21 protein-coding genes are annotated in these 24,075 nt (G+C 38.4%); 6 read left to right on the plus strand and 15 right to left on the minus strand.

Annotated features, from left to right (window positions below; translation table 11 throughout):
• Positions 1-11 precede the first annotated feature (11 nt).
• Both Q0R51_RS02380 and Q0R51_RS02385 read left to right on the plus strand, forming a co-directional pair.
• Positions 12-1,304, plus strand: a complete 1,293-nt coding sequence (locus Q0R51_RS02380; protein ID WP_294756420.1) for a gluconate:proton symporter — start codon at positions 12-14, stop codon at positions 1,302-1,304.
• Positions 1,305-1,357: 53 nt separating this feature from the next.
• Positions 1,358-2,245, plus strand: a complete 888-nt coding sequence (locus tag Q0R51_RS02385) for a dihydrodipicolinate synthase family protein (protein ID WP_294756421.1) — start codon at positions 1,358-1,360, stop codon at positions 2,243-2,245.
• 137 nt (positions 2,246-2,382) lie between these two features.
• Here the strand turns inward: Q0R51_RS02385 and Q0R51_RS02390 are convergent, their stop codons facing one another.
• The 8 genes from Q0R51_RS02390 to Q0R51_RS02425 form a co-directional block, all read right to left on the minus strand.
• On the minus strand, positions 2,383-3,240 hold the full coding sequence (locus Q0R51_RS02390) for a sugar ABC transporter permease (RefSeq protein ID WP_046325641.1): 858 nt from the start codon (positions 3,238-3,240) through the stop codon (positions 2,383-2,385).
• A gap of 2 nt (positions 3,241-3,242) precedes the next feature.
• Positions 3,243-4,601, minus strand: coding sequence for a carbohydrate ABC transporter permease (locus tag Q0R51_RS02395; RefSeq protein WP_122038130.1), 1,359 nt, complete (start codon positions 4,599-4,601; stop codon positions 3,243-3,245).
• 66 nt (positions 4,602-4,667) lie between these two features.
• Complete coding sequence (locus tag Q0R51_RS02400; RefSeq protein ID WP_294756424.1) at positions 4,668-5,891, minus strand: extracellular solute-binding protein; 1,224 nt, start codon at positions 5,889-5,891, stop codon at positions 4,668-4,670.
• 70 nt (positions 5,892-5,961) lie between these two features.
• A complete protein-coding gene (locus Q0R51_RS02405; protein WP_122038132.1) occupies positions 5,962-7,068 on the minus strand; it encodes an ABC transporter ATP-binding protein in 1,107 nt (368 codons plus the stop codon).
• A 4-nt stretch (positions 7,069-7,072) separates the two neighbouring features.
• Positions 7,073-7,750, minus strand: a complete 678-nt coding sequence (gene pgmB / locus Q0R51_RS02410) for a beta-phosphoglucomutase (protein WP_294756428.1) — start codon at positions 7,748-7,750, stop codon at positions 7,073-7,075.
• Positions 7,735-10,008 carry a glycoside hydrolase family 65 protein gene (locus Q0R51_RS02415; protein WP_294756430.1) on the minus strand — a complete coding sequence of 758 codons (2,274 nt, stop codon included), beginning with the start codon at positions 10,006-10,008 and terminating at the stop codon, positions 7,735-7,737. Before Q0R51_RS02415 ends, pgmB begins: the two co-directional genes overlap by 16 nt.
• A 146-nt stretch (positions 10,009-10,154) precedes the next feature.
• On the minus strand, positions 10,155-11,879 hold the full coding sequence (locus Q0R51_RS02420; RefSeq protein WP_294756432.1) for a glycoside hydrolase family 13 protein: 1,725 nt from the start codon (positions 11,877-11,879) through the stop codon (positions 10,155-10,157).
• Between the two features lie 11 nt (positions 11,880-11,890).
• Positions 11,891-13,558: an alpha-glucosidase gene (locus Q0R51_RS02425; RefSeq protein ID WP_294756433.1), complete on the minus strand. Its 1,668-nt coding sequence runs from the start codon at positions 13,556-13,558 to the stop codon at positions 11,891-11,893.
• Between the two features lie 211 nt (positions 13,559-13,769).
• Between Q0R51_RS02425 and Q0R51_RS02430 the strand changes: the two genes are divergently transcribed.
• Positions 13,770-14,888, plus strand: coding sequence for an NAD(P)-dependent alcohol dehydrogenase (locus tag Q0R51_RS02430; RefSeq protein ID WP_294756434.1), 1,119 nt, complete (start codon positions 13,770-13,772; stop codon positions 14,886-14,888).
• Between the two features lie 580 nt (positions 14,889-15,468).
• Here the strand turns inward: Q0R51_RS02430 and Q0R51_RS02435 are convergent.
• Genes Q0R51_RS02435 through glpK form a run of 3 tightly spaced genes read right to left on the minus strand, consistent with a single transcriptional unit; the run spans position 15,469 to position 18,734 of the window.
• Positions 15,469-16,419: a LacI family DNA-binding transcriptional regulator gene (locus tag Q0R51_RS02435; protein WP_294756573.1), complete on the minus strand. Its 951-nt coding sequence runs from the start codon at positions 16,417-16,419 to the stop codon at positions 15,469-15,471.
• A 12-nt stretch (positions 16,420-16,431) separates the two neighbouring features.
• Positions 16,432-17,205 carry a tyrosine-protein phosphatase gene (locus Q0R51_RS02440; RefSeq protein WP_122026614.1) on the minus strand — a complete coding sequence of 258 codons (774 nt, stop codon included), beginning with the start codon at positions 17,203-17,205 and terminating at the stop codon, positions 16,432-16,434.
• 26 nt (positions 17,206-17,231) lie between these two features.
• Positions 17,232-18,734 carry a glycerol kinase GlpK gene (gene glpK / locus Q0R51_RS02445; protein WP_294756436.1) on the minus strand — a complete coding sequence of 501 codons (1,503 nt, stop codon included), beginning with the start codon at positions 18,732-18,734 and terminating at the stop codon, positions 17,232-17,234.
• A gap of 141 nt (positions 18,735-18,875) precedes the next feature.
• Between glpK and thiD the strand changes: the two genes are divergently transcribed.
• Together thiD and Q0R51_RS02455 are read left to right on the plus strand one after the other, a co-directional pair.
• Complete coding sequence (thiD, locus tag Q0R51_RS02450; RefSeq protein WP_122026616.1) at positions 18,876-19,688, plus strand: bifunctional hydroxymethylpyrimidine kinase/phosphomethylpyrimidine kinase; 813 nt, start codon at positions 18,876-18,878, stop codon at positions 19,686-19,688.
• 65 nt (positions 19,689-19,753) lie between these two features.
• A complete protein-coding gene (locus Q0R51_RS02455; RefSeq protein WP_294756437.1) occupies positions 19,754-20,431 on the plus strand; it encodes a type 1 glutamine amidotransferase in 678 nt (225 codons plus the stop codon).
• A gap of 128 nt (positions 20,432-20,559) precedes the next feature.
• On the opposite strand, the gene Q0R51_RS02460 is transcribed toward Q0R51_RS02455, so the two are convergent.
• From Q0R51_RS02460 to Q0R51_RS02470, 3 genes are all read right to left on the minus strand, one after another.
• Positions 20,560-20,760, minus strand: a complete 201-nt coding sequence (locus Q0R51_RS02460) for a hypothetical protein (protein ID WP_294756439.1) — start codon at positions 20,758-20,760, stop codon at positions 20,560-20,562.
• Between the two features lie 216 nt (positions 20,761-20,976).
• Positions 20,977-21,618: a Fic family protein gene (locus tag Q0R51_RS02465; protein WP_294756440.1), complete on the minus strand. Its 642-nt coding sequence runs from the start codon at positions 21,616-21,618 to the stop codon at positions 20,977-20,979.
• Positions 21,611-22,033, minus strand: coding sequence for a helix-turn-helix transcriptional regulator (locus tag Q0R51_RS02470; RefSeq protein ID WP_052724676.1), 423 nt, complete (start codon positions 22,031-22,033; stop codon positions 21,611-21,613). The genes Q0R51_RS02465 and Q0R51_RS02470 overlap by 8 nt, the downstream gene beginning before the upstream one ends.
• Before the next feature lie 676 nt (positions 22,034-22,709).
• Here Q0R51_RS02470 and Q0R51_RS02475 point away from each other — a divergent pair.
• Complete coding sequence (locus Q0R51_RS02475) at positions 22,710-23,054, plus strand: hypothetical protein (RefSeq protein WP_294756443.1); 345 nt, start codon at positions 22,710-22,712, stop codon at positions 23,052-23,054.
• 142 nt (positions 23,055-23,196) lie between these two features.
• Here the strand turns inward: Q0R51_RS02475 and Q0R51_RS02480 are convergent, their stop codons facing one another.
• Positions 23,197-23,613 carry a hypothetical protein gene (locus Q0R51_RS02480; RefSeq protein WP_294756444.1) on the minus strand — a complete coding sequence of 139 codons (417 nt, stop codon included), beginning with the start codon at positions 23,611-23,613 and terminating at the stop codon, positions 23,197-23,199.
• Between the last annotated feature and the right edge of the window lie 462 nt (positions 23,614-24,075).

Here is a 24,075-nt window from a genome sequence, read left to right on the forward strand (position 1 = left end):
GAAGAAAAATTATGGTTTCATATATAATTCCGATTTTACTATTAATCAGCTTTTTCCTTTTTATTTATTTCATACTAAAGGGCGGCAATTTAACAATTGGCCTATTTGTGATGGCTATCTTGTGGGCTATCATTGGACTTGTTCCCTTTGACACAGCTATCAAGAAAATATTCACTGAACCAGTTCTTGGTTATGGACCAACAATTATTTATATCATCTTTGGTTCCTGGTTTGGCCGAGTACTAGTTGAAAGTGGCATAGCGTCTTCTATTTCTGAAGAAACAAATAGGATTGGTAAAAAGAAACCTTTATTATCGGCAATTTTAGTTTTATTGGTTACTTCGTTTATTTTTATCAGTGCATACGGAGTTGGCTCAGTTATAGCTATCGGGGTAATTTTATTACCGATTATACTATCAGTAGGCATTCCGCGCGACTTGGCTTTAACAACTTTTTGTTTAGCTATCGGTGCGCCAATGTACATTAATGTGGTTTTATTTAATCAAATAAAACCTTTCTTTCCATCCGTTACCTATGATAACAAGTATCTGAAATTCGCTTGGATAGCAGCGATTATCCAACTGGCATTCGTAATACTTCTGCTCGTCTTAAATCGTAAAAAAATCGACCCTGCAAAAGCACAAGAAAACCTCGCAGTTATTGGTGCCAAAATTGACAACAGTGATCAGCAACCAAAAATTTCAAAAATTGCTTATATAGTACCAATTGTCCCAGTCGCAATGAATATGCTTTTTAAGTGGGATGCTGTACCGTCACTTACTTTAGCTGCAATATTAGCCATGCTTTTGACGAAAAAAATGAATAACTATAAGAAATTAGTAGATTTCATTAATGATACTGTCAAAAAAGCTATATCAGATATTGCTGGTTTAATCATGTTCTTAATGGCACTGACAATGTTTACAGGAGCCGCCAAAATTGACGCAGTTCATTTTAAGCCCCTGTTCAGTGCAATTTTGCCTCATGGTCACTTAATATTAGCGCTGATATTTGGAGTATTAGCTCCATTAGCACTATTTAGAGGTCCTCTACACGTTTGGGGAGCTGGTGCGGCTACTGCTGCAGTTCTTTCAGGTACCCATTTATTCAGTGATTATTTCTTACTACCACTGTTACTGATTCCAAGTTTACTTGCAGTGTCTACTGACGTTACACAGTCTTGGAACATTTGGGGACTTGATTATATGAAAGTTGATACCAAGAGTTTCCTAAAATATGGGGTGCCAACAATGTGGATTGTGTCTATTATCAATGAAGTTGTGGCCTTTATGTTTTTCGGCTAAGTATTAGTTAAAATTGGAAATTAAAATTATTATACAGAAATGGAGACAGAAAGATGAAGAAAGAATATATTTGCCCTATTTTGACTATTTTAAAAGATGAAAGTACTGTAGATTTTGACGCTATGCATAAGCTGTATGACCGCCTGATTGAAGATGGAATTTCAGAAATTGCTCTTTTAGGCAGTTGTGGAGAATTCTATGCTCAAACCTTTGAAGTTTGTCAATCTTTAGTAGAAGATGCAATTAAGTATATTGACCACCGGACTAAAGTTTTAGTCGGTGCCAATCGTATGGATGATCAATTAACTATTAAATTTGCTAACAAAGCTCTGGAACTTGGTGCAGATGGCATTTTGCTTGTAGGACCATATTACATGTCTTGTGATAGAGCTGGTATTATTACCTTCTATAATAAGATGGCTAAAGCTATTAAAGGTGATATTATAATCTACAATTATCCTGACAGAACTGGTTATGATGTTAACGCTGACATTCTCTTAACTTTATTAAAAGACAATTCCAATATTGTCGGAATTAAAGATACTGTTGGAGACGTCAACCACACTCTCAACACTATCAAAGTTGTAAATGCAAAGTACCCTGAATTTAGAGTTTACACTGGCTATGACGGTAATGTAATTGATGTAGTTAAAGCTGGCGGTCAAGGTGTAGTTGGCGGATTATCTAACCTCTACAGTCATGTTTGTGTTGACTTGTTAAGAAACTATGAGGCTGGTAATGATGAGCAAGTGGCAAAAGAACAAAAGACAATTGCTGAAGCTTCTGAACTATTAAATATAGTTAACCCATTTATGACTTTATTCAAATATATTCTCGATCAAAGAGGAATTCCGAATAACGTTGTGGCTTTAACACCATCTTCTCCAATGTCAGATGAACAAAAGCAAAAAGCTTTAAGCATTTATGACAAGACAATATAAACTAGTTTATATATGACATACAAGGTTTGGTTCTGATGCAATAGGTTGGAAGCAAGCCTTTTTTGTTCTATTTTTATATGAAAATTTTGAGTAACAAAAAATGCGACTCTTGTGAGCCGCATTTTTCTTACTAAGTCCTATCCCTTTTCTGCGCCAGCCGTAATACCGTTGACGTAAAACTTCTGCATGAAGACGAATAAGATCGTGATTGGAATAGCGATAATCACACAACCAGCAACAAACTCCGCAAAGTACGCGGTAGCATTGCCTTTAGTGTTGTGCACCATGTTATAAAGTCCGTACGCAATTGTGTATGTTTTAGGATTGCCAGAGGTTGACAAAATAATTCCCGAGAAAATAAAGTCAGTCCACGGACCAATAAAGGCTGTTAAAGCAGTGTAAACTATCATGGGCTTAGCTAATGGCAAATCAACGTGCATGAAGATTTGCCATTTAGTGGCCCCGTCAATTTCAGCTGCTTCATCAATTGAAAATGGTACCGTGTCAAAGAAGCCTTTGGCAACGTAGAATCCCAGTCCGGCACCACCGACATATACCAGTAGCAGGCCGCCAAGGTTTAACATGTTTAAGCCCTTTAAAATGTAATAAAGAGCAATCATTGACATAAATCCAGGAAACATTCCTAAGACTAGTGCAATCTGCATGAATGGCTTTCTAAACGAAAAGCGTAGCCGTGATAAAACATAAGCAACCGAAATCGTTAAAAAAGTAGAAATGATCATTGAAAGTATAGAAACAATTAATGTGTTAATAATCCAGCTGACTAGTGGGTACTGTGAATTAGTAAAAATACCAATGTAGTTGTCAAAAGTAAATTTTTCAGGCCAAAAAGTTGAAACAAATCCCGTATCATTATAGGAAAAACTGGCTAATATTATCCAGATAATTGGTAAAATCCAAACTACAGCCAGGATAATTAATAATAGGTAACGAAAAATGAGTGAAAGGCGTTTTTGATTTTGATATGATTTCATTTTTAGCCCTCCTTAAAAGCATTGGTATGGCGGTATGCAATTAATGAAAATACCGCACTAATAATAAAGATGAGAATACCCAAGACCGCTGATGCATTGTAGCGTTGCTCCTGACCAAAGGTTAAGTTGTACAGCCACGTTACCAACAGGTCGGTAGAACCTGCACCATTATACTTGTTATTCATTGGTGCTCCTCCAGTTAACAGGAAGATCACGTTAAAGTTATTAATATTACCAATAAACTGTTGAATAAGAGAAGGCGCCATCACAAATAATATTTGTGGAAAAGTAATTGACTTGAATACCTGTAAGGCATTAGCACCATCGATTTTTGCGGCTTCAATTTGATCCGTTGGCAAATTTTGAATAATCGCAGTCGAAACCAGCATTGAGACCGGGATACCGATCCACATATTAACAATAATAACCGTTATTCGTGCTACCAAAGGTGAGGCTTGACTGTCAATAAAATGTAACGGATGAGAAATCCAGCCGATATTCATTAAGATATTGTTGAGTGCGCCCTGATAATCTAAGAACTGAGCCATCATTAACAAAGAAACAAACTGAGGTACAGCCCAGACAATCACAAAGATTGTCCGCCAGAAGCCTTTATGTTTTATTCCTTTAGATTCAATCAGTAAGGCAAGCAAAACTCCAAAAAAGAATGTTGTTGCCGTAGCAGCTACCGCCCAGACGAGTGTCCAACCCAAAACCGGAAAGAACGTGCCTGAGAGGTCACCACTAAGGACATTGCCAAAAGCTTGAAATCCTGTCCAAGAAAAGGCAATTGGGTGTTGCCGGTTATAGTTGGTAAATGCCATTGAAATCATAAAGATTGTTGGCAAAATGGTAAAACAGAGAATACCGATGATTGGAAAAGTCATCAGAGTATCATGCAAACGAGAATCAAACAAGTTTGCCAGTTCTTCTTTATTGGTTAAAATGTGTTTGCCATCCCGCTGGAGCACATAATTTTTTCTGGTAGAGCGCAGATTGACAATGTATAAGTAAACCATTGCAATACAAACAATAATTGCCAGTAAGCCAAACAAAAGAATCAAAACGGAGTTTGAAGGTTGCTTGGTAATATAAACGCCTTGTGCGCTATCATAAACAACCTTTTTACTTTTAATTGGTCCCAAACTTGACAACATACTAATTGCGGATATGCCACTAAAAACAAACCAAGCAATAAAGGCCACTTCTGCCAGCAATAATGCTAGGCCTTTTACCCATTGCTTATTTGCCAAAGCATTGGAACCCATAAAAAAGAATGATAATTTAGTAGCAATATTGCCTTTAGACCATACTTCCTTAAAGGTTGCCTCAGGTGCCGCATGTTTTTTCTTTCTAAACATAATTCTTCCTCTTCTTGAACAAAAAGGTTGGGCACTACTTGTCCAACCTTTAAGTATTTTAATTAACTATTTCTTTGATGAGTGCTTAGCTAATTTATCAAGTTGTGCTTTATATTGATCAGGTTTAACTTTACCATCATATGCACCATTGATTAGAGGAGGAACATCGTTCCAGAAGACAGACATTTGTGGTAATTTCGGCATTAAGACTGAATTGCCAGGTTTAGACATTTCAATTACAGCATCAGCAACTGGATCGTTCTTAATTACTGGGTCATTAACTGCTTCCTTAAGAACAGGGATTTGACCAGCTTCTTTATGAGCAATTAATTGTGACTTTTTATCTGTAATAAATGCTGCTAATTGTGATGCAGCCTTAGGGTTCTTAGTATGAGCATTAACAGCGAACCCTTCGATTCCCAAAAAGGCCTGCATTTGCACATTCTTGCCATCAACATTAATCATTGGGTACTTAGCAACAGCAAAGTTCTTACCTAAAATCTTTTTAATATTAGCCGCGTTCCAAGGACCATCCAAGATGGCTTGAGCGTTGCCCTTCTTCAATTGGTTCAAAGCATTAGAGGTCTGCATTACGCCCTTGTTATTCTTTTGCTCTGCAAACCACTTCAATGCGTTAACACCTTTAGCAGAATTAAAGGTTGAGCCCTTCAAATCTTCACCACTGTCACCATAAAGCTTTGTACCAGCAGAGAAGAATACCGGCCACATAACATAAGCGTTAGTAAAGTCTGTTGCCACAACTCCCTTTGAAGTTAAAGTCTTCCAGTCTTTTACATCGCTTGCTGATAATTTAGACTTGTTGTAATAAATTGTTTGTGCTTGTTGTGCATATGGATAAGCATAGATCTTGCCTTTCCAAGTTACACCTTTAGCTGCAACGTCAATGTAATTAGACTTGATATTGTTACTATCTTTTGGTGACAGCGGGTTAATATAACCAGAATCTGCCAGTTGGCCTAATTGATCATTTGGTGCTTCAAAAACATCGGCTGCTTTTGAAGGGTCCTTGCCCACATCAGTTTTAGCATTAGCTGATCCGGTTGGATTTTGCGTAACGCGCACTGAAATATTCTTATGTGATTTAGTAAAATCACTGGCAATTTTCTTGTAGTATGATACCTGGTTAGTATCAACCCATAAAGTCAACTTAGTATTTTGATTACTACTGCTGCTTGATGAAGAGTCTGACTTACCATTAGAACATGCTGCAAGTGACATTGCAGCTAAAACTGCTGTACTTCCTAAAGCTACTTTCTTCCAAATACTCATGTTATTTACCTCCTAATATAAAACAACATGTTTTTATATCAATGACAATTGAAGTCACTGATTTTATTCCCTAATTAACTACCGCCAAGGTCGTATCCTTGTCGAAAAAGTGTGCTTTGTTCAAATCAAAGCCCATCTTGACTTTTTGCCCTGGTTGATAAACATCTCGGGCATTGATGTTAGCTACAAACTCTGTTTCATCCACTCTTTGGTAAAGCTGAATAGTAGCGCCTAAGAGTTCAGAAACAACGACTTCAGATTCGACCACCGCGTCAGGCCAAGTTTCTAAAAAGGCCTCTTCTGCGTGGATATCTTCTGGCCGAATACCCAGTATCAAGTCGCGGTCATTATAACCCTGCTCATTAAGCAATTTTGACTTGCCTTCAGGTATTCCCAGATTAAGGCCCTTGCCATCAGTGACTTGACCGTCGTGATAGTGGACATTAAAGAAATTCATTTGCGGTGAACCGATAAAGCCGGCGACAAATTGATTAACTGGATGGTTATATACTTCCTGCGGTGTCCCAATCTGTTCAATTTTACCAACTGACATTACGACTACCCGGTCAGCCAAGGTCATAGCTTCAGTCTGATCATGAGTAACGTAAATTGTAGTTGTACCTAAGTTCTGATGCAGCTTGGCAATTTCTGCCCGCATGGAAACACGCAGTTTCGCATCCAAGTTTGACAGGGGCTCATCCATCAAGAAGATGGGAGCATCCCGCACTATTGCCCGTCCTAGTGCAACTCTTTGCCTTTGACCACCAGAAAGTTCTGCCGGCTTTTTATCCAAATATTCACGCAAATTAAGAATCTTAGCAGCATTTTGTACCCTTTTATCAATCTCATCTTTATGATAATGGCGCAGTTTCAAGCCGAATGCCATGTTATCGTAGATTGACATGTGCGGATAAAGCGCGTAGTTCTGGAAAACCATGGCAATGTGACGGTCTTTGGGTGCCACATCGTTCATTACCTTGTGATCAATTTCAAGAGTACCTTTGCTAATATCCTCTAATCCCGCAATCATTCTTAAAGTAGTTGATTTACCACAGCCTGAGGGGCCGACAAAAACAATGAACTCTTTATCTTTAATGTGTAAATCAAAGTCTTTCACTGAATAGTGATCATTGCCTTCATACTTTTTACACATATGGTTTAAGTCAACTTCAACCATATCTTTAACCTACCTTCTTATTATTTTTCTTAAATACAGCCACAATTTTATCCAGCTTTAATTCTTCTGTAGATTTAACGATATAATCAGCTCCTTTAAGTATTTGTTTATCTCCAATTCCCACTGCAAACTGGTGCGCAGCCTTAATTGCCGCAACACCGGCAGCCGCATCTTCAAAGCTAATTACTTCATCATTATGCAGCTGCAATAATTGCTGTGCTTTTTGATAAATTTCTGGATCCGGCTTACCGCGTTCCAGTAAAGCAGGATTAACAATTTGATCAAACTGATCAGCAATACCTAGCTTACTCAAGATTTTGGGGGCATTTTTAGAAGCAGAAGCAATACACATTTTCAGACCTGCCTTTTTGGCGTCTGCCAGTAATTCTGTGATTCCGGGCAAAATATCGGCTGACGTCATGGTTTCGACCTGTTCTAAAAACTTTTCATTTTTTTCTGCCGCAAATTCTTCTTTTTGGGTCTTGGTGTACTTATTTTCCTGCTTGCCATACTTCAGAATTAAATCAAGAGAGTCCATCCGTGATATTCCCCGCAGAGAATCTAACTGCGCACTGGTCAATTTAATACCCAGTTCTTGAGCTAAATTATTCCACGCCGCCAGGTGAAATTTGGCTGAATCCGTTAGGACACCATCTAAATCAAAAATTAAGCCTTTAAGCACTTTTGTTCACCCTCTTTTAAAGTAATCTTTTGTTCTTTAACTAAAATCGTTAGTTCCTTTCCGCTAATTAACGTAATGCGTGTCTCCTGCTGCGTTACTTCTACCTGAATTAAGCGGCCACGATAATTAATTTTAAAACTATACCCGGTCCAATTATCTGGCACAAAAGGATTAAATTTCAATTGATTGTGACCATAACGCATGCCGGCAAATCCCTGGACTATTGCCAGCCAAGAACCGCTCATCGAAGTAATGTGCAGGCCGTCATCTGTATCATTATTGTAGTTATCGAGATCTAGGCGGGCTGTGCGTTCATAAAATTCTACTGACTGCTTTTTACGCCCTAATTCCGCGGCCAAAATTGAATGAATACAGGCGGAAAGTGAACTTTCATGCACCGTCAACGGCTCATAAAATGCAAAGTTACGCTCTTTTTGTTCCTTGGTAAACCTGTCATCCAAGTAATAAATACCCTGCAATACATCGGCCTGCTTGATGAAAGGTGACCGTAAGATTTTATCCCAAGACCAATGCTGATTTATTGGTCTTTGGTCAAGCGGAATTTCTGTAGCCGGTCTAATATCTTTGTCCAAAAAATCATCTTGCTGTAAGAAAATGCCGCGTTCTTTATCTTCAGGTAAATAAATATTTTCAATAATGTCCTGCCATTTTGCCTTTTCTTCTTTAGTTACGTTTAAACGCTCCTGAGCAGCCTTATCCGCAAGTGGCAGTCTCTTTAAAGTATATTGCAATACCCATTGCGCCATAATATTGGTAAACCAATTATTATTAACATTATTGTCGTATTCATCAGGTCCTGTTACTCCGTGGATAACATATTTATGCCGCCATTTAGAATAATGGACTCGATCAGCCCAAAATCTGGCAGTGCCTACCAGGACATCCATGCCTTCGTTCTTAACGTATGATTCGTCTCCCGTATAGCTAGTATACTGTTTGATTGCAAAGGGAATATCTTCATTACGGTGTATCTCTTCAAAAGTAATTTCCCACTCGTTATGACATTCAATCCCGTTAAAGGTTACCATTGGGAAAAGTGCTCCGGCCAAGCCCTGCTGCCTAGCATTATAATAGGCACCGTCAAGTTGATCATGTCTGTATTGTAATAGCGCCCGCGTGACATTCGGCTTAGTAATACAAAGATACATCGGAAAGATAAAAGCCTCTGTGTCCCAATATGTGGCTCCACCATATTTTTCACCAGTAAAACCTTTAGGACCGATATTAAGTCTCTTGTCTTCACCGTAATACGTCATGAATAACTGTAAAATGTTAAAACGAATACCTTGTTGCGCTTCATCATTGCCGGTAATAACCACATCACTTTTAGTCCAACGCTTTTGCCAAACCGCAGTATGATCAGCCAAATTTTCTGCAAAGCTTTTTGATTGCAATTGTTGCATCAACTCATCCGCACGATCACTTTGCTTTTCGGGTGCTACATCACGACTGGTAATTACGATCACATCTTTTTCTAAAGTGTAACTTTCTCCAGCATTTAAAGTAACTGCCAATTTCTCGCTTAACTTTGCTTTTGCCGTTTTAACAGTACCCTTAACAACATGATTATTATTTCTTAGGCCTGCTTTTAATAAAACCGTAAACTGAGGCACATCGTAAGGATTAGGCTTGGTTATAACTTGAATGGAACGCTTTGCAGCATTCTCATTACAGCTAAGCCAAAAATGTTCATTATAGTTACTATCTTCATTAGTAACTGTGCCGTCAAGCGTTGAATTAAACTCAATTTCTGCCTGACCTGCAAGTACAGTAGCTTTAACAGTGATTAAAGCCGCTTCTTTTAACCTGATGTGTAAAAAACGCTGAAATTCAAACTTGACTTTAGTATTTGCACCCTCATAAATAAAGCTGCGGCTAAGCAAGCCTTGATGCATATCTAATTCAAAATAAAAATCTGTAAATTTAATCTTGGCTAAGTCAATTTTTTCATTATTAACTGTGATGCCAATTCCAATAAAGCTGGGGGCATTAATGGTTTTGCCAAAATATTTCGGATAGCCGTTTTTCCACCAGCCTACTCGCGTTTTATCTGGGAACCAGACACCTGCTAAGTATGTACCCTGCAGTTGATCGCCAGAATATCCTTCCTCAAAATTACCGCGCATCCCCATATAGTCATTGCCAATCGCAGTAATGCTTTCCTGCAGCCTTTTATCCACCGGGGAAAACCTGTGTGTGGCAACTTTCCATGGGTCAACCTCAAAAATTCGTTTCATTTACTTTCGCTCCCTCTTTGGTGAGGTTTTTGTTTACGCTTTCATTATTCGCAAAAACGGGGTATTTGACAATAGCAAAATCGCTGTTAACGGTATCAGAATCATGTTTTAAAAAAACAACCAGCACCAACTAGTTGTTTTTAAAATTAATTTGCAAGTTCAATGACAAATCCGTGCTCGGCAAGTTGTCCAGCTGCAAAATTCTGACTTAATACTACTTGGCCGTTTGTGGCAACAGCAATCTTATCAGGACTTGTATTAAAAAGAGCAGTGATCTTTTCTGCACCAATTCGCTTAACTTTGATTAAGCCGCTAGACGTAACGCTTAGACTGATTGTGCCGTTACCTAAAGTAGCAGCATGGTTATTTCTAAAAGCAATCAGCTTTTGCACTTTATTCCAAAAAGGCGTGCCCTTTTTTTGCCAGTCCATTGGCTTGCGGCAATCAGGATCTTCTCCTCCCGTCATTCCCATTTCAGTACCGTAATAAATGCACGGACTGCCAGTCTGCACGAACATAAAAGTCAGGGTTTGCAAAGCCAGCGCTTTATTTTCACCTGCAAGCGTCAGTAAACGGGCGGTATCATGAGAATCAAGCATATTCATCATGGCCTGATTCGTGCAATCGCGGTACATCATTAGTTGATCAGTAAGAGCCGCAACTAGTTCCTGGGCTGTTTTTGTTTTGTGCAGAAAATGTTCCTCAATCTGTAAAGTATACGGATAATTCATCACTGCAGAAAACTCGTCACCGTTGAGCCAAGGCCGTGCACTATGCCAAATTTCACCTACAATATAGAAGTCCGGTTTAATTGCAGTAAGCGCATCATGAAATTTTCTCCAAAAATGATGGTCTACTTCGTTAGCAACATCCAGCCGCCAGGCATCAATATCAAAATATTTTACCCAATAAGTTGCAATTTCCAGCAGAAAATCTTGGACTGCAGGATTGGCAGTATTTAATTTCGGCATTTGTCCTTCAAAAGCAAAGGTATCATAATTTGGACCGCCCGCCTCAGGTCCTTGATATGGTTTAACTGGAAAATTATTAATATGAAACCAGGATGCAAACCGCGACTTAGTGCCATTTTCTACTACATCCTGCCACTGCATTGACTGGCCGCCTAAATGATTAAAGACAGCGTCCAGCATTACCTTCATTCCCCTTTTATGAGCTTCACTCACAAACTTGGCAAACAAATCCTTGTCACCAAAATCAGGGTCAATTTGCAGATAGTCTATCGTATCATACTTATGATTGGAGCTAGCTTTAAAAACCGGACACAGGTATAACCCATTAACGCCCAATTCCTTTAAATAGTCCAGATGGTCAATAATGCCCTGTAAGTCGCCCCCGTAAAAGTCTTCTCGTCCGGGATGATCTTGCGGATTCCAGGGTTTTGTGCCTTGAGGGTCATTATTTTTATCACCATTGGCAAAGCGTTCAGGAAAGATCTGATACCAAACAGTGTTTTTAACCCAGTCAGGAGTTTTGGTTTGATCAATTTCATGCAAGTAAGGTAATTTGAAGTAGCTGCTGTCAGCTGCTAAATTTGCTGCGGTAAAGTCTTTGATCCCGCGGTCTCCAACAATTTTATGGCTGTCATCCTGGCCAATGACTTCGAAAGTATATTTAAGGCGGCGATAAGGAGCTTTCAAAGTTGCTACCCAATAATCAGTTACCTGCCCTTGTCCCGCCTTAGTCATGACCACCGCTTTATCAGTCTTGGTATCAAGATAATTATCTGTATAGTGAACTATTATTTTTTTAACATCATTTTTGGCACTATGGAACCGAATCCGCACATGGTGCTGACTAATGACAAAACAGTCTTCGCTTTCTGTTCTATGTTTCAGGGCTGCTAATTGCATTTTTTCCTCCATTATTTACTTAAAACCACACCAGAATACGGCATCAAAATCAATTCATCCTTATTCAAATAATGCTGTCCGGCAGTTAACATGACTTTCCTATATTCACCAGGTATTTTAATTTTTAATTTTTGACTGCTTAGTGAAACAGCCACGATTGCACTATCATTTGCTAAATCCCGCTGATAAACGTAGCTGTCATTAGCGGTTGCTAACAAGTAAAAACTACCTGATTGAAACAAAGCCGTTTTTTTCAAACTAATCAGATGTCTGTAGAAGTTAAACATACTGTCAGGGTCATCCAGTTCGGCCTGAACATTAGCGTTATTTTGGCTTTGACCTTCAAGCCACGGACTCACTTTTGAAAAACCATAATTTGGCTTTTCAGTTGTCCACGGCATCGGCCCTCGTGCCGGCATTTTGTGGGCTTGGCTGACCATTTTTAGTGCTGCTGCTTTTGTTAGACCCCAATCTGCAGCTTTCGTGATAAAGCCTTCCGCCTCTTGATCATTAAACTCTTCTTCAGCAGTAAAAAGCAGGTTTTTTAAACCCAATTCTTCGCCATAGTAGATAATGGGGATTCCTCGTTGCAAATACATCAACATTGCCAAGCTGCGTGTCTGAGTTTCAGTTTTTGCTATTCTGGTAGCTAGCCGCGGCATGTCGTGATTGCTCCAATATAATGTAGGTTGAGAAACCTGCGCCAGAGTTTGTTGCCAAATAACCTGTGTCTTCTTAAAAGCATCCCAGTCAAGTCCTTTAGGCTGAAAATCTGCAGGCAAGTTAGGATCAATGTGCCCTTGATCATCCTTAAAATAACGAAAAGTAACAACACTATCTAAAAGATGGTGGTCTTTTGCCGTATAGTCCGCTGCTAAGTTAACATTAGCGCTGGCAGCTTCCCCCAAAAGCAAAGCTTCCGGATAATCCTTTTTTATTTGCTCACAAAATGGGCGCAGCCACTTCTGAACTTGGGGCAAATTAGCAAAAAAGGGTTCGGCAACTACCGTTTGGTCGTTTTCGTTTGTAACTTCCTTTACCGGAAAACTTTGCCGTAAATCTGCCTTGGCAATATGAATAAAAGCGTCAAGGCGCAAGCCATCTATTCCTTGAGCCAACCAAAATTCCGCAATTTTGAGCATTTCTTGTCTTACTTTAGGATTACACCAGTTTAAATCGGGCATGTGCTTGTCAAACAAATGGAAATAAAATTGGCCTGTACCTGCCGGATCCGGCTCCCAAACGCTGCCACCGAAAAAGCTGCCCCAGTTATTGGGACGCTGATTATTTGCACCTGCAAAAATATAGTAGTCGCGGTATTGACTATGCGGATCACTTTTGGCCTTTTGAAACCATTTATTTTGATCAGAAGTATGGTTTAAAACAAAATCTAAAAGCACATGAATCCCTACTTGGTGACAAGCAGCAATTAGAGCTTTCATGTCTGCCATTGTTCCCATTCGGGGATCGATTTTAAAGTAATCTGCCACATCATAGCCGTTATCAACCTGCGGGGAAACAAAAACAGGATTTAGCCAAATAGTATTAATACCCAGCTGTTGTAAATATGGTAATCTCTGCCTAATTCCATTTAAATCACCAACACCATCATCATTACTGTCTTGAAAAGACTTGGGATAAATTTGGTAAATTATTGCATGCTCATACCAGTGCGTCATAATTTTATACCTCCACTTAAAGTTTAGCGGAGAAACCAGGTGAGAGGCAATGATAATAGCAATGTTACCGCTATCAAAAAAAACACTTATTAGTTCAATATAAATTAGTGTAGTGCGTTATATTCAGGTATATTTTTTCCAAAAAACTATTGCATTTTTATGTGTACAGGTTCACAATAATCTTGAAATCGCTAACAAGGAGGATTTTTTTATGAAAATAAAAGCTGCTGTTGTTAATAAAATGGGCGATCCGTTTGAGATCGAAGACAATATTGATTTGCACGAAGTAGGACCAACTGACTTGCAAATTCATATGGTAGCAAGCGGAATTTGCCACTCAGATGAAGCCTTACGCAAAGGTGATTCAAGTGTTGGTTACCCGGTAATTCTAGGACATGAGGGTTCTGGTATTGTTGAAAAAGTTGGTGACCAAGTTAAAAACTTCAGTGTAGGCGATCACGTAATTTTATCTTTCTACGCTGATGGTATTTGTGATAATTGTTTAAAGGGTATCCCAACCCAATGCCGTCATTATAGCGACTATAATCTTTCCGGTGTCCGTGCAGATGGTGATGATCATTTCCAAAAAGATGGTCACAGAATTTGTGATATGTTTAACCAATCATCATTCACTACCACTACTGTAGTTGATCAGAGAAACGCGGTAAAAATTTCTGATAGTATCGACTTGCGCAAAGTTGGCCCTCTCGGCTGCGGCTACGTTACCGGTTCCGGTACTGTTTTCAACACTCTGAAAGCTAGACCAGGCGATACCATTGCTGTCTTTGGTACTGGCGCAGTAGGATTAGCTGCAATGATGGCTGGTGTAATTAGTGGCTGCACCAAAGTAATAGCAGTTGATGTCGTTCCAGAGCGGCTTGAATTAGCTAAAGAATTAGGTGCCACACATACAATCAACAGTAAAGAAGAAGACCCAGTTGCCAAGATCAAGGAATTAACTGGTGGATATGGTGTTGACTGGACAGTTGATACTACTGGTGTTTCTGGCGTTATTAAAAATGCTGTCGATGCCTTGGCACAGGGCGGCACTTGCGCAGCAATTGCTGTAACAGCACAGAATTTGACCATTTCTACTTGGAACGATCTTTGCGTCGATGATAGAAAAGTAGTTGGCGTTAACATGGGTGATGCCATTCCACAAGTTGACATACCAAGATTGCTTGAGTTCTATCAATTAGGGAAGTTTCCGTTTGATAAGACTGAAAAGTTTTATCAATTTGAAGATATTAATCAGGCTAATGCTGATTCAATTTCTGGTAAAACAATCAAACCTGTTTTAATTATTGATCCTGATTACAAACCTGAATAATAAGGAAAGTAATCTTACATTAAAACGATTTATTAGAGTCTGAGAGAATTAATTTTTCTCAAAAAAATATGACCCCCAAATTTAGGACAAATTTGGGGGTCATATCATTCTTACTTGCCTTTTGCTTAATTCCATAATAAAATTTTGGTATTGGACAATTTAATTATTGTTCAAAATCCCAGAAATGTGTGAAATTTGGGAAAAGCAAGATATATTTATTTTTAAATAATTAATGCCAAACTTTTTTAAAAAATTGTTTTGGCATTTTTTGTGAGCTCATTTATATCAGTTCAATTCTCTTGCGCGGATTTCATACCGTAAAAATATACATATTAAAATCTTTATTTTAAGCTAATCTGTGATAAAATAAATGGGTGCAAAGTAAATCTGTTATTCATATTTTTTACCATAGTTTGTGATTAATTAAGTAGAAGTAATAATCTACTTTAGTGTTGGTGAGTGGTCAGACATGTTGTCTGGCCACTCACTTTTTTTGCCTCAAAAAACTACACGTTAAAAAGCACCTAGTAATCAAGCCCGCTATCTGATTATTATGTGTATTTCTCTTTGTACTTATATTTTACCTGGTTGATTCTCTTTTAACTAAGGAAGGCTTAATTAGTGCCTCTCCTTGAGGAGACCCTTTTTGATCAATTTTGCGTAAGAGCATGTTGGCCAAGAGTTCACCCATTTTAAAAATTGGCTGTTTAACGGTAGTTAACTTCAAGTTGGAAACCTGATCCAGAAAAACGCCATCATAGCCAATCACACCAAAGTCAGCCGGAACTTTAGCCTTTTCATCCTGCAATTGCCTGACCACTCCTGTAGCAATGCGATCACTGGCACAGATAAAACAAGTATCTTTAGGAAACTTGTGGAAATTATTTTTGATTACTTCTTGCGCAGCGTGACTGTGATTAGCAATGCGGTAGATTTGCGGGACCTTTTTATGCTTCTGTAAAGTATTGACATAACCCGTTTCACGCGAATACTCAAATGGCTCTCTGACATCAATGCCAATGAAAATAACGTTTTGATATAACCGCGAAAGTGCATATTTTGTCGCCAGTTCTCCACCAAACTGATTATTATTGTCCACATAATCATAGCCATGATGATTTTCGCCAAATAAAATAAAGGGTTTTTTAAGGCTGTCAAATAAAGCATAATCACTGGAGCGGGCACCAGTAATCAGGTAGCCGTCAAAGTTGCCATCTTCTATTTGATTTCTGTCTGTAACCAGTTGGATGGCGTATTGTTTTTTAGATAACCCACGGGCAATGCCAAATAGCAGGTTCATATAATACGGCTCTGTCGTATCTACATCTTCCAGCGTGACAAATTTAATCACATTTGTCCGCTTATTTACCAAAGCCTGAGCAACATAATTAGGGTGATAATCCAGTTCATCCATCGCCTGTTCAACTAATTTGCGCAATTCATCGGTTACTTGTTCAGGATGATTAATCACCCGCGAAACTGTCATCTTTGAAACATTAGCCTTTTTAGCAACATCAAGCAAGGTTACCATCACGATTCGCCTCTAATCTAAGTACATTCGTTTTAGTTGAGCCAAGTCATCATCATTAAAGCCCAATACTTTTTTAAAAAAGGTGGGAAAATCGCCCCAGCCGCCACGAACAGTTTCCGTAATGCCGCGAATTGCTATGCCCTCACCTTTAGTGACGTTCATTTTGGAAACCATTTGCGTAATTTCATCATTACTTGGCAATTGCCGAGAAACTGCAAAATCATAAAGTTCATTGGTTAACAAATAATCACGGGCAATAGTATCATCATCTACACCTAATGCCATTAAGATCAAGGCAGATACCATTCCCGTTCTATCCTTACCAGCACTACAGTGGTAAACCAGTGCTTCATCTTCTGGCAATTCCAACAGTTCCGCAAAAACGCGGGCAAACATTTCCTGGCTGTGGGAACTTAGCAGAGTTTGTTGATAAATCCGACCAATAAAATTATTATGCATATCAGGAATATGATGCAAAAAGCGGTAGATTGACCGGTTATTTTGCACATCATTGATATTGTCAGAATATACGGGCAAATCAACATATTTCACATCGGGCCATGACATATCAGGTGAAGAGGACTTTTCGTATTCAGAGCGCAGGTCACAGTCGACAGTGACGCGTAACTTAGCTAATTTAACCTGGTCTCTTGCTGTTAAAGAGCTGAGTGAATCTGAACGATAAATTTTATTCCATTTAACTGTCTGACCAGTTACGCTTTGATAGCCTCCAACATCGCGAAAGTTCATCGGACTATCTAATGCAATTATTCGATCATGTGCCACTTTGTTGTCCTCCTTTTATCATAAAATTACTCACTGTGGGCAAAGACTTGGGTGGCCTTCACGGCTTTTTTCCAACCCTGATACAAATGTTCCCTTTCGCTTTCAGGCATCTTCGGTTCAAAAGTTTTACCTACTACGAAAATATCCTTTAATTCATTAACATTTTGCCAATAACCTACGGCTAAGCCCGCTAAGAAAGCTGCACCCATTGAAGTAGTTTCCAATATTTTAGCACGCTCAATTTTAATACCTAAGATGTCAGACTGAAATTGCAGCAAATAGTCGTTATTGGAAGCACCGCCATCAACGCGCAAAGTCGGAATTTTAATACCCGAATCAACTTGCATCGTATCCACTACATCTCGCGTTTGATAAGCCAGCGACTGTAGTGTGGCCTTGATAAAATCTTTGTCATTTGTTCCACGTGTAATACCGAAGACGGAACCACGGGCTTCGGAGTCCCAGTACGGTGCACCTAGCCCTGTGAAAGCCGGTACCACGTAAACCTCATTTTCAGACTTTGATAGCCTGGCTGCCTTCTCCGAATCCGCTGCCGTCTTAATCATTTTGAGCGAATCACGCAACCACTGAATAGCGCTGCCGGAAACAAAAATAGAACCCTCTAAAGCATACGAAATTTTGCCGTTTAAACCATACGCAATAGTAGTCAATAAATTATTGTCAGATTCTGTAGGTTGTTCTCCAGTATTCATCACGATAAAGGAGCCGGTGCCATAAGTATTTTTAACCATGCCCTTTTTCAGGGCTAACTGGCCAAATAAAGCCGCTTGTTGATCACCGGCAATGCCGGCAATCGGTACTCGTCCACCAAAAAAAGTATAAGACTTGGTGTAGCCGTAAATTTCAGAATTGGACTTTACCTCCGGCAACATTACTTTAGGAATATTAAGCAACTTTAAAATGTCGTCATCCCAAGTTAAATCATGAATATTGAAAAGCATCGTTCTTGAGGCGTTAGTATAATCAGTCACATGAACTTCACCAGCAGTTAAATTCCACAAAAGCCAGCTGTCAATTGTTCCAAATAGCAGCTCGCCATTTGCGGCCTTTTCTTGTGCTCCAGCGACATGATCTAAAATCCAGCGAATTTTAGTGGCGCTAAAATAAGGGTCAATTATTAGTCCCGTCTTTTTGTGGATCAGATTGCTATAGCCATCTTTTTTTAGCTTTTCTGCTAAGTCGGTCGTCTGCCGTGATTGCCACACAATTGCGTTATAAATGGGCTTACCGGTTTTTTTATCCCAAATTACTGTGGTCTCACGCTGGTTGGTAATGCCTATTCCTACTATTTGCTGTGGCCGCACTCCAGAATTGATGATTGCATTGGCAATTGTTGTTTGCACTGCGTGCCAAATTTCTTCTGCCTTATGTTCCACCCAGCCCGGTTGGGGAAAATATTGGGGGAATTCTTTTTGTGAAGAGGCAATTTTTCTGCCCTGATGGTCAATTATCATTGCCCTGGTTGAAGTTGTGCCTTCATCAATTGCCATAATATATTCTTTTAACATCTTTGATCCTCTCCGACAGAAAGCGGTTTTATCTTCATTTTACTACTAGGCCTTGCTTTTACAAGAAATTATTATAACATTATGCTTGTTTTAAGTTATACTGGTTACATAGAGCTTTTATTAAATGGGGATATATCAAAAATGAAAAAAGAAATTATTGCTTTAACAATTGCTGGCAATGACAGCGATGGTAGTGCGGGAATGACCGCTGACCTGCATTCTTTTTATGCTAGGCAAGTTTATGGTATGGGGCTTTTGACAGCCGCAGTAGCTGGTAATACTACTGGAATTTACGCCCAGGAAGTCATGCCAATTCCTTTTATTCAAAAGCAGTTTGATGTCCTAAACGATGATTTTAAAATTGATGCACTTAAAACTGGTATGCTTGCTAACAAAGACGTAATTGCTTGTGTTGCCGCCAATTTGCATAAATATGACATGGGTAAAATTGTGCTTGATCCGGTCATCATGACTAAGCATGGTGATACCCTACTTGATGATGATGCTTACCAAGCGTTTCTTGAGCAATTAATGCCACTGGCTGACATTATTACGCCTAATTTTTATGAACAGAAAAAGTTAACGGGCTTAAGTTTGGATACTAAAGAAGAAATTCGCCAAGGTGCTAAAAAGCTGCAGGAGATGGGCGCTAAAAACGTGTTGATGAAGGGGCGCCATGATAACTCCCAGCAGTCCCAAGTGACTGACATCTTATTAACTGCAGATGGCGAATTCCACGAATTTACCAAGCCGTTTATTAATACAGATAGAATTAATGGTACAGGTGACACTCTATCTGCTGTAATTGCCGCTGAATTAGCCAAGGGAAAGACCATTATTGACAGTGTGCAAATTGCCAAGGACTTCACGTACGAAGCAATTGCCCATCCTATTGCAGTTGGTTCTAAATACGGTCCAATCAATCATTTTGCAGCGCAGCAAAATCTTAAATAACTATTCTTTGCCCACTTCTAACTATTAAGATATACTTTAAACAAGAAAATAGGGGTTGGTAAATAATGGCGAACAAAATAATCAAGATTGCATATTTATACGAAGACCTGATGAACACCTACGGTGATTCTGGCGATGTTAAAATCATCAGGTTTTTGCTAAAAAAACAGGGCTATGATACACAAGTTGATAATATTTCTCTTGGTGATCAATTTAACGCTTTTGATTATGACTTTGTCTTTTTTGGCGGTGGACAAGATTTTGAGCAAACCGTTGTTGCTAAAGATTTACCACGTCATAAAGAAACTTTGACAAAGTATATTAACGCAGGCAAACCTATGGTAGGCGTCTGCGGTGGCTATCAGCTAGTGGGCACATATTATAAAACTAATGCTGGAGTGACAATCAAAGGGTTAGATATTCTACCTTTCCATACCGTTTTTAAGGCAGATAAGCGCATGATTGGCGACACCCGCTACATGAGCGAATGGGGCGAAGTCAAGGCCTTTGAAAATCATTCCGGGCAAACTTATTTTGACGATCAGGATAAGTTGCATCCCTTAGGAGAAATGATTGAAGGTTATGGCAACAATCCCCAAGATCACGTCGAAGGCCTGCGCTACCGCAATTTTATCGGTACCTATTCTCACGGACCGTTGTTAAAAAACTTGAATGTCGCCAACGCCATAGTGAAGATGATTCTAGAATGGCATGATGAGCGAATAGCAGCTAAAACAAATTAATTGCAAAAAAGCTACTAGACGTAGTAAATGATATGACCCCTGAATTAAGACAATTTCGCAGGTCATATTTTTATGTCTAAATTGTCTAAGCAAGACAAAATTGAAATTTTTCATCTTTGGCAGAACTATCAGGTTGGAGCAGTTCGCTTGTTACCGTCGCAGAACATTTGCTGGCGCATATTGTGATACATCAGAGTTAGTGCTTTATCGGTGGCAGTACGATCACTGACTAACAGCTGCTTTAAATATTCCTGTTCCTGGCCCTCTTCAATCATAGGTGGTTCAAACTCGCCCCGGTAAGTTGCTACACCGCCTGAACCATTACGCAAATATCCTGGAAAGGCAGCCGTATCGCGGGCAACAATCGCATTAAGCCCCTTTTCGAAGTTTAAGTCCAGGGGCTTTTTTTCATTGATAGCAAACTGCCAACGCGCTTCAATTGAACAATAATATTAATATCATCGATTGGAATGCCGTCAACACCCAGGCCATCAATGATTGTCTAGGTTTGCGGCATGGTGGTAGTCAGGCCTTCAAAGCGTGAGTTAGTGAAGACTAATTTGGTTAGATTGGTTTTGGCTAAGTGTCTTTCCAGCACTTTGCTGCGAGGCTAGTACTTGAAACGCCCGATTGCGGCTGGGGGTGTTCTCAACTTTAATCAGTTTAGCAATTTTGTCAACGTTAGCTTCATTTTGCGCTTCAATCATCTCTTTGTTTCTTCGCGGATAGTCAATTACTTGGCCATGATTAGCCGCGTATGCAGAAAGAAAAACTTTGCAGCTACGGCCGTTGCCCTCTCTAAACGGGTGCATGAAATTAATTGCGTCTAGCAGCTCAGCATAGTCTTTGTTAGCCAAAGGCTTGCCCGCGGGGTGCTTGTGCAGCATGTTATTAATATCTTTTTCGGCAAAATCGAATCTGGTATGATCAAAAAATTCATACCCGTTTTTATTGAAATTGCCGGGGCGATATTTACCGGCCCAATCGTATAGTTCACCAAATAAGAATTGGTGTACCTTCTTAAGGTCTCCGATATCGTTTATTTGGGGCTTTTTTTGTAACAAGAACAAAGCATTCCGAGCGGATAGCTCATATTCCTTTTTCTCTAACTCCTTTGGGTCATGGATATGGAGCTTATTTTTTAGGACGCCATTTGAATACAAGGTTTCACTAATCCAATCACTCATTATCCTTGCCCCAAATTTCTTCAAAGCGCTCAGCCACTACTGGATCAGGCTGGATAGCTTCATCAAATAATTCCTGGATATCTGATTCTGTAGGATTCCACCCTTCCAGGTGGTTGACTTCCACGACAGTTCTAATTTGTTGGTAAATTTCTTTATTAGCAATGAAAACGCCTTGGATAGTCTGCGTTTCATCGTTTATATCTAAAATATATGGTTGTGTTTCTAGCATATTGAGTAAATCTCCTGGCTTCTCTTTAAGTGCGATTGCAAAGGCATTAAGGACCCTAATTGACCAGGTCTCAATTGGTTTAACAATTGAGTTTCTTAAAGTACTAAGTGGGACGTTGCTGGCCTCAGCGACTTTAGCGACGCTTATATTTTTGCTTTTAAGTAGTTTAACGATTGTTGCACTCATTTTAAAACCTCCAATATCTGTACTTATATTATACCATATTTAGTCACTTTTATATTGATATATGGTAAAAAGCGATATTAGATTTTAAAGTAGTGCTATTCAAGTTCTATACCTGTGGATTGTATTACCTGCTTATTGGAAATCACAACACTATCTGTTTTGTCTTTATTTAATTGTATCTCCGCTTAGTAGAATTTTCTTGTTTTTTACTATTAACTAGCACATCGTTCCAATCTTTACCAATAGTTTTGGCAGGCTGTAAATTGCTGAATTGGGGTGTAGTGGTCAAAATTGCAATTTTCGAATTTGATTATTTACAAAAGGAATGATTTTTTGTTGTAGGCTAATTCAGGAATATCTTTATTTTCCATATATTTTAATGAGACTTACATCGTCACCTTTGACCTCAATAACCACTGTGTTGTCAATTGTTGCTATATTTTAATAATAGAAAAAGTATTAGAGTCTATATCAGATTTTTTATATATTGCAACAAGCTCAAAAGGCTCTGCCGATGTATTATTCATCTCAGGCATATTATCATTTGATGCAAAAACGGCATTAATTCTTAAAACCCAAAAAGTGATATAATTAAGGCTACTATTAATAAAGAAGACTGTTTATATTTTTTAAATTCTGTTTTCATAATTTTTTCTCTCTTCCTAACATATTAAAAATGAGCAAAAATGAAAAAATAACAAAAACTATAACTGTATTTATTTTAACATTTCTCTTTATAGGCATGGGAATGGGCTTTATACATTATTATAGAATTAATTCTTTAGAAAAAACCGTATATCTTAGTGCTGGCGAAAGAAAATATTCATATAACTTAGACACATATAAATGCTTACATAATAAAAAAATTGCTTCTGTTAAAATAACTACTGATAATCAAGGATCTTATGATACGCTTTATTATGTCGGAAGAATTAATAATAGATATTATGGCTTTCTATTTAAAGATCGTGGCATATTAAGAAAAGCAAAATTAGTTTATATTAAAAAAATTGATGAATAATAGCATATTAGCTTTTAATATAATGATTTCAACAATGCGAAATAACTGAACTAAAAAAGGCAGCTTAAGCTATATGACCCCAAAATTTAGGACAAATTTGGGGGTCATTCATAACTCTACTGCCTTTTATGAATTAATGAAATTAACCGTAATATTGATCCTGGTCTAAAGCAGTTTCATCGAAATTAACTATCATAAATTCATAGTTTGAAAAACACTCCATCCAATTGTTAAAATAGTCGTTCTCTTTTTTTAGCGACTTACTATTTTCTTCTCCTTCTATTATAAAAGGCTTTGAACGTATATTAAAATTTGCATGTATTGCACCCAGCAAATTCAATAAACACAAGAAATCTTTTGCTGAATCCACACTTACATGAAAGGATTTAAACGAGTTATTATTTTCGCCAAGATATCTTTTTGCTCTATTATACTCATCAACAGATTCTGTTTTAAAATTTTCAACGCTATTTACATTCTCTTCGATAATAGCTGTCGGAGCTTGTTTTTTAAAAAAATCTAGTATCTTTCTTAATTTAAAAAATTGTTCATCATTCATTTTTATCATTCCCATTTAAAAGTCTGTGCTTGGAAACATTATATCTCCTAAGAAGCAATCAATTTAACCGCTTAAAGTGGCTTAGCCATATCACCCACGAGTGCAAGAGTGAGAATATTGCGGTTAAGTTTGGCATCAGTCTATACCGCCAACTCTATAACTGACGGTTCTTGCTTTTTTGCTTCCGCCAGCATAGTAGTGCATTGTTAGCTTTCCAGACTAATTACAGACTAGAAATACAGGGTTAGGATCAGTTGCTTTTAGTTCATAATATATGCTGCCACCAGAAGCCCACACTTTATAAATTCTTAAATAATAATTAATATAATAATATTACGTAAATCTACATTATTACAAAATAAGTACATCTTGCTTTCCCCAAGTTGCACACTTTCCTAGGACTTTGAACAATAATCACATTGTTCAATATCAAAATTTTATTATGAAATTGACTAAAGACAA

It is taken from the genome of uncultured Lactobacillus sp., from assembly GCF_946477725.1.
Classification (GTDB): Bacteria; Bacillota; Bacilli; order Lactobacillales; family Lactobacillaceae; genus Lactobacillus.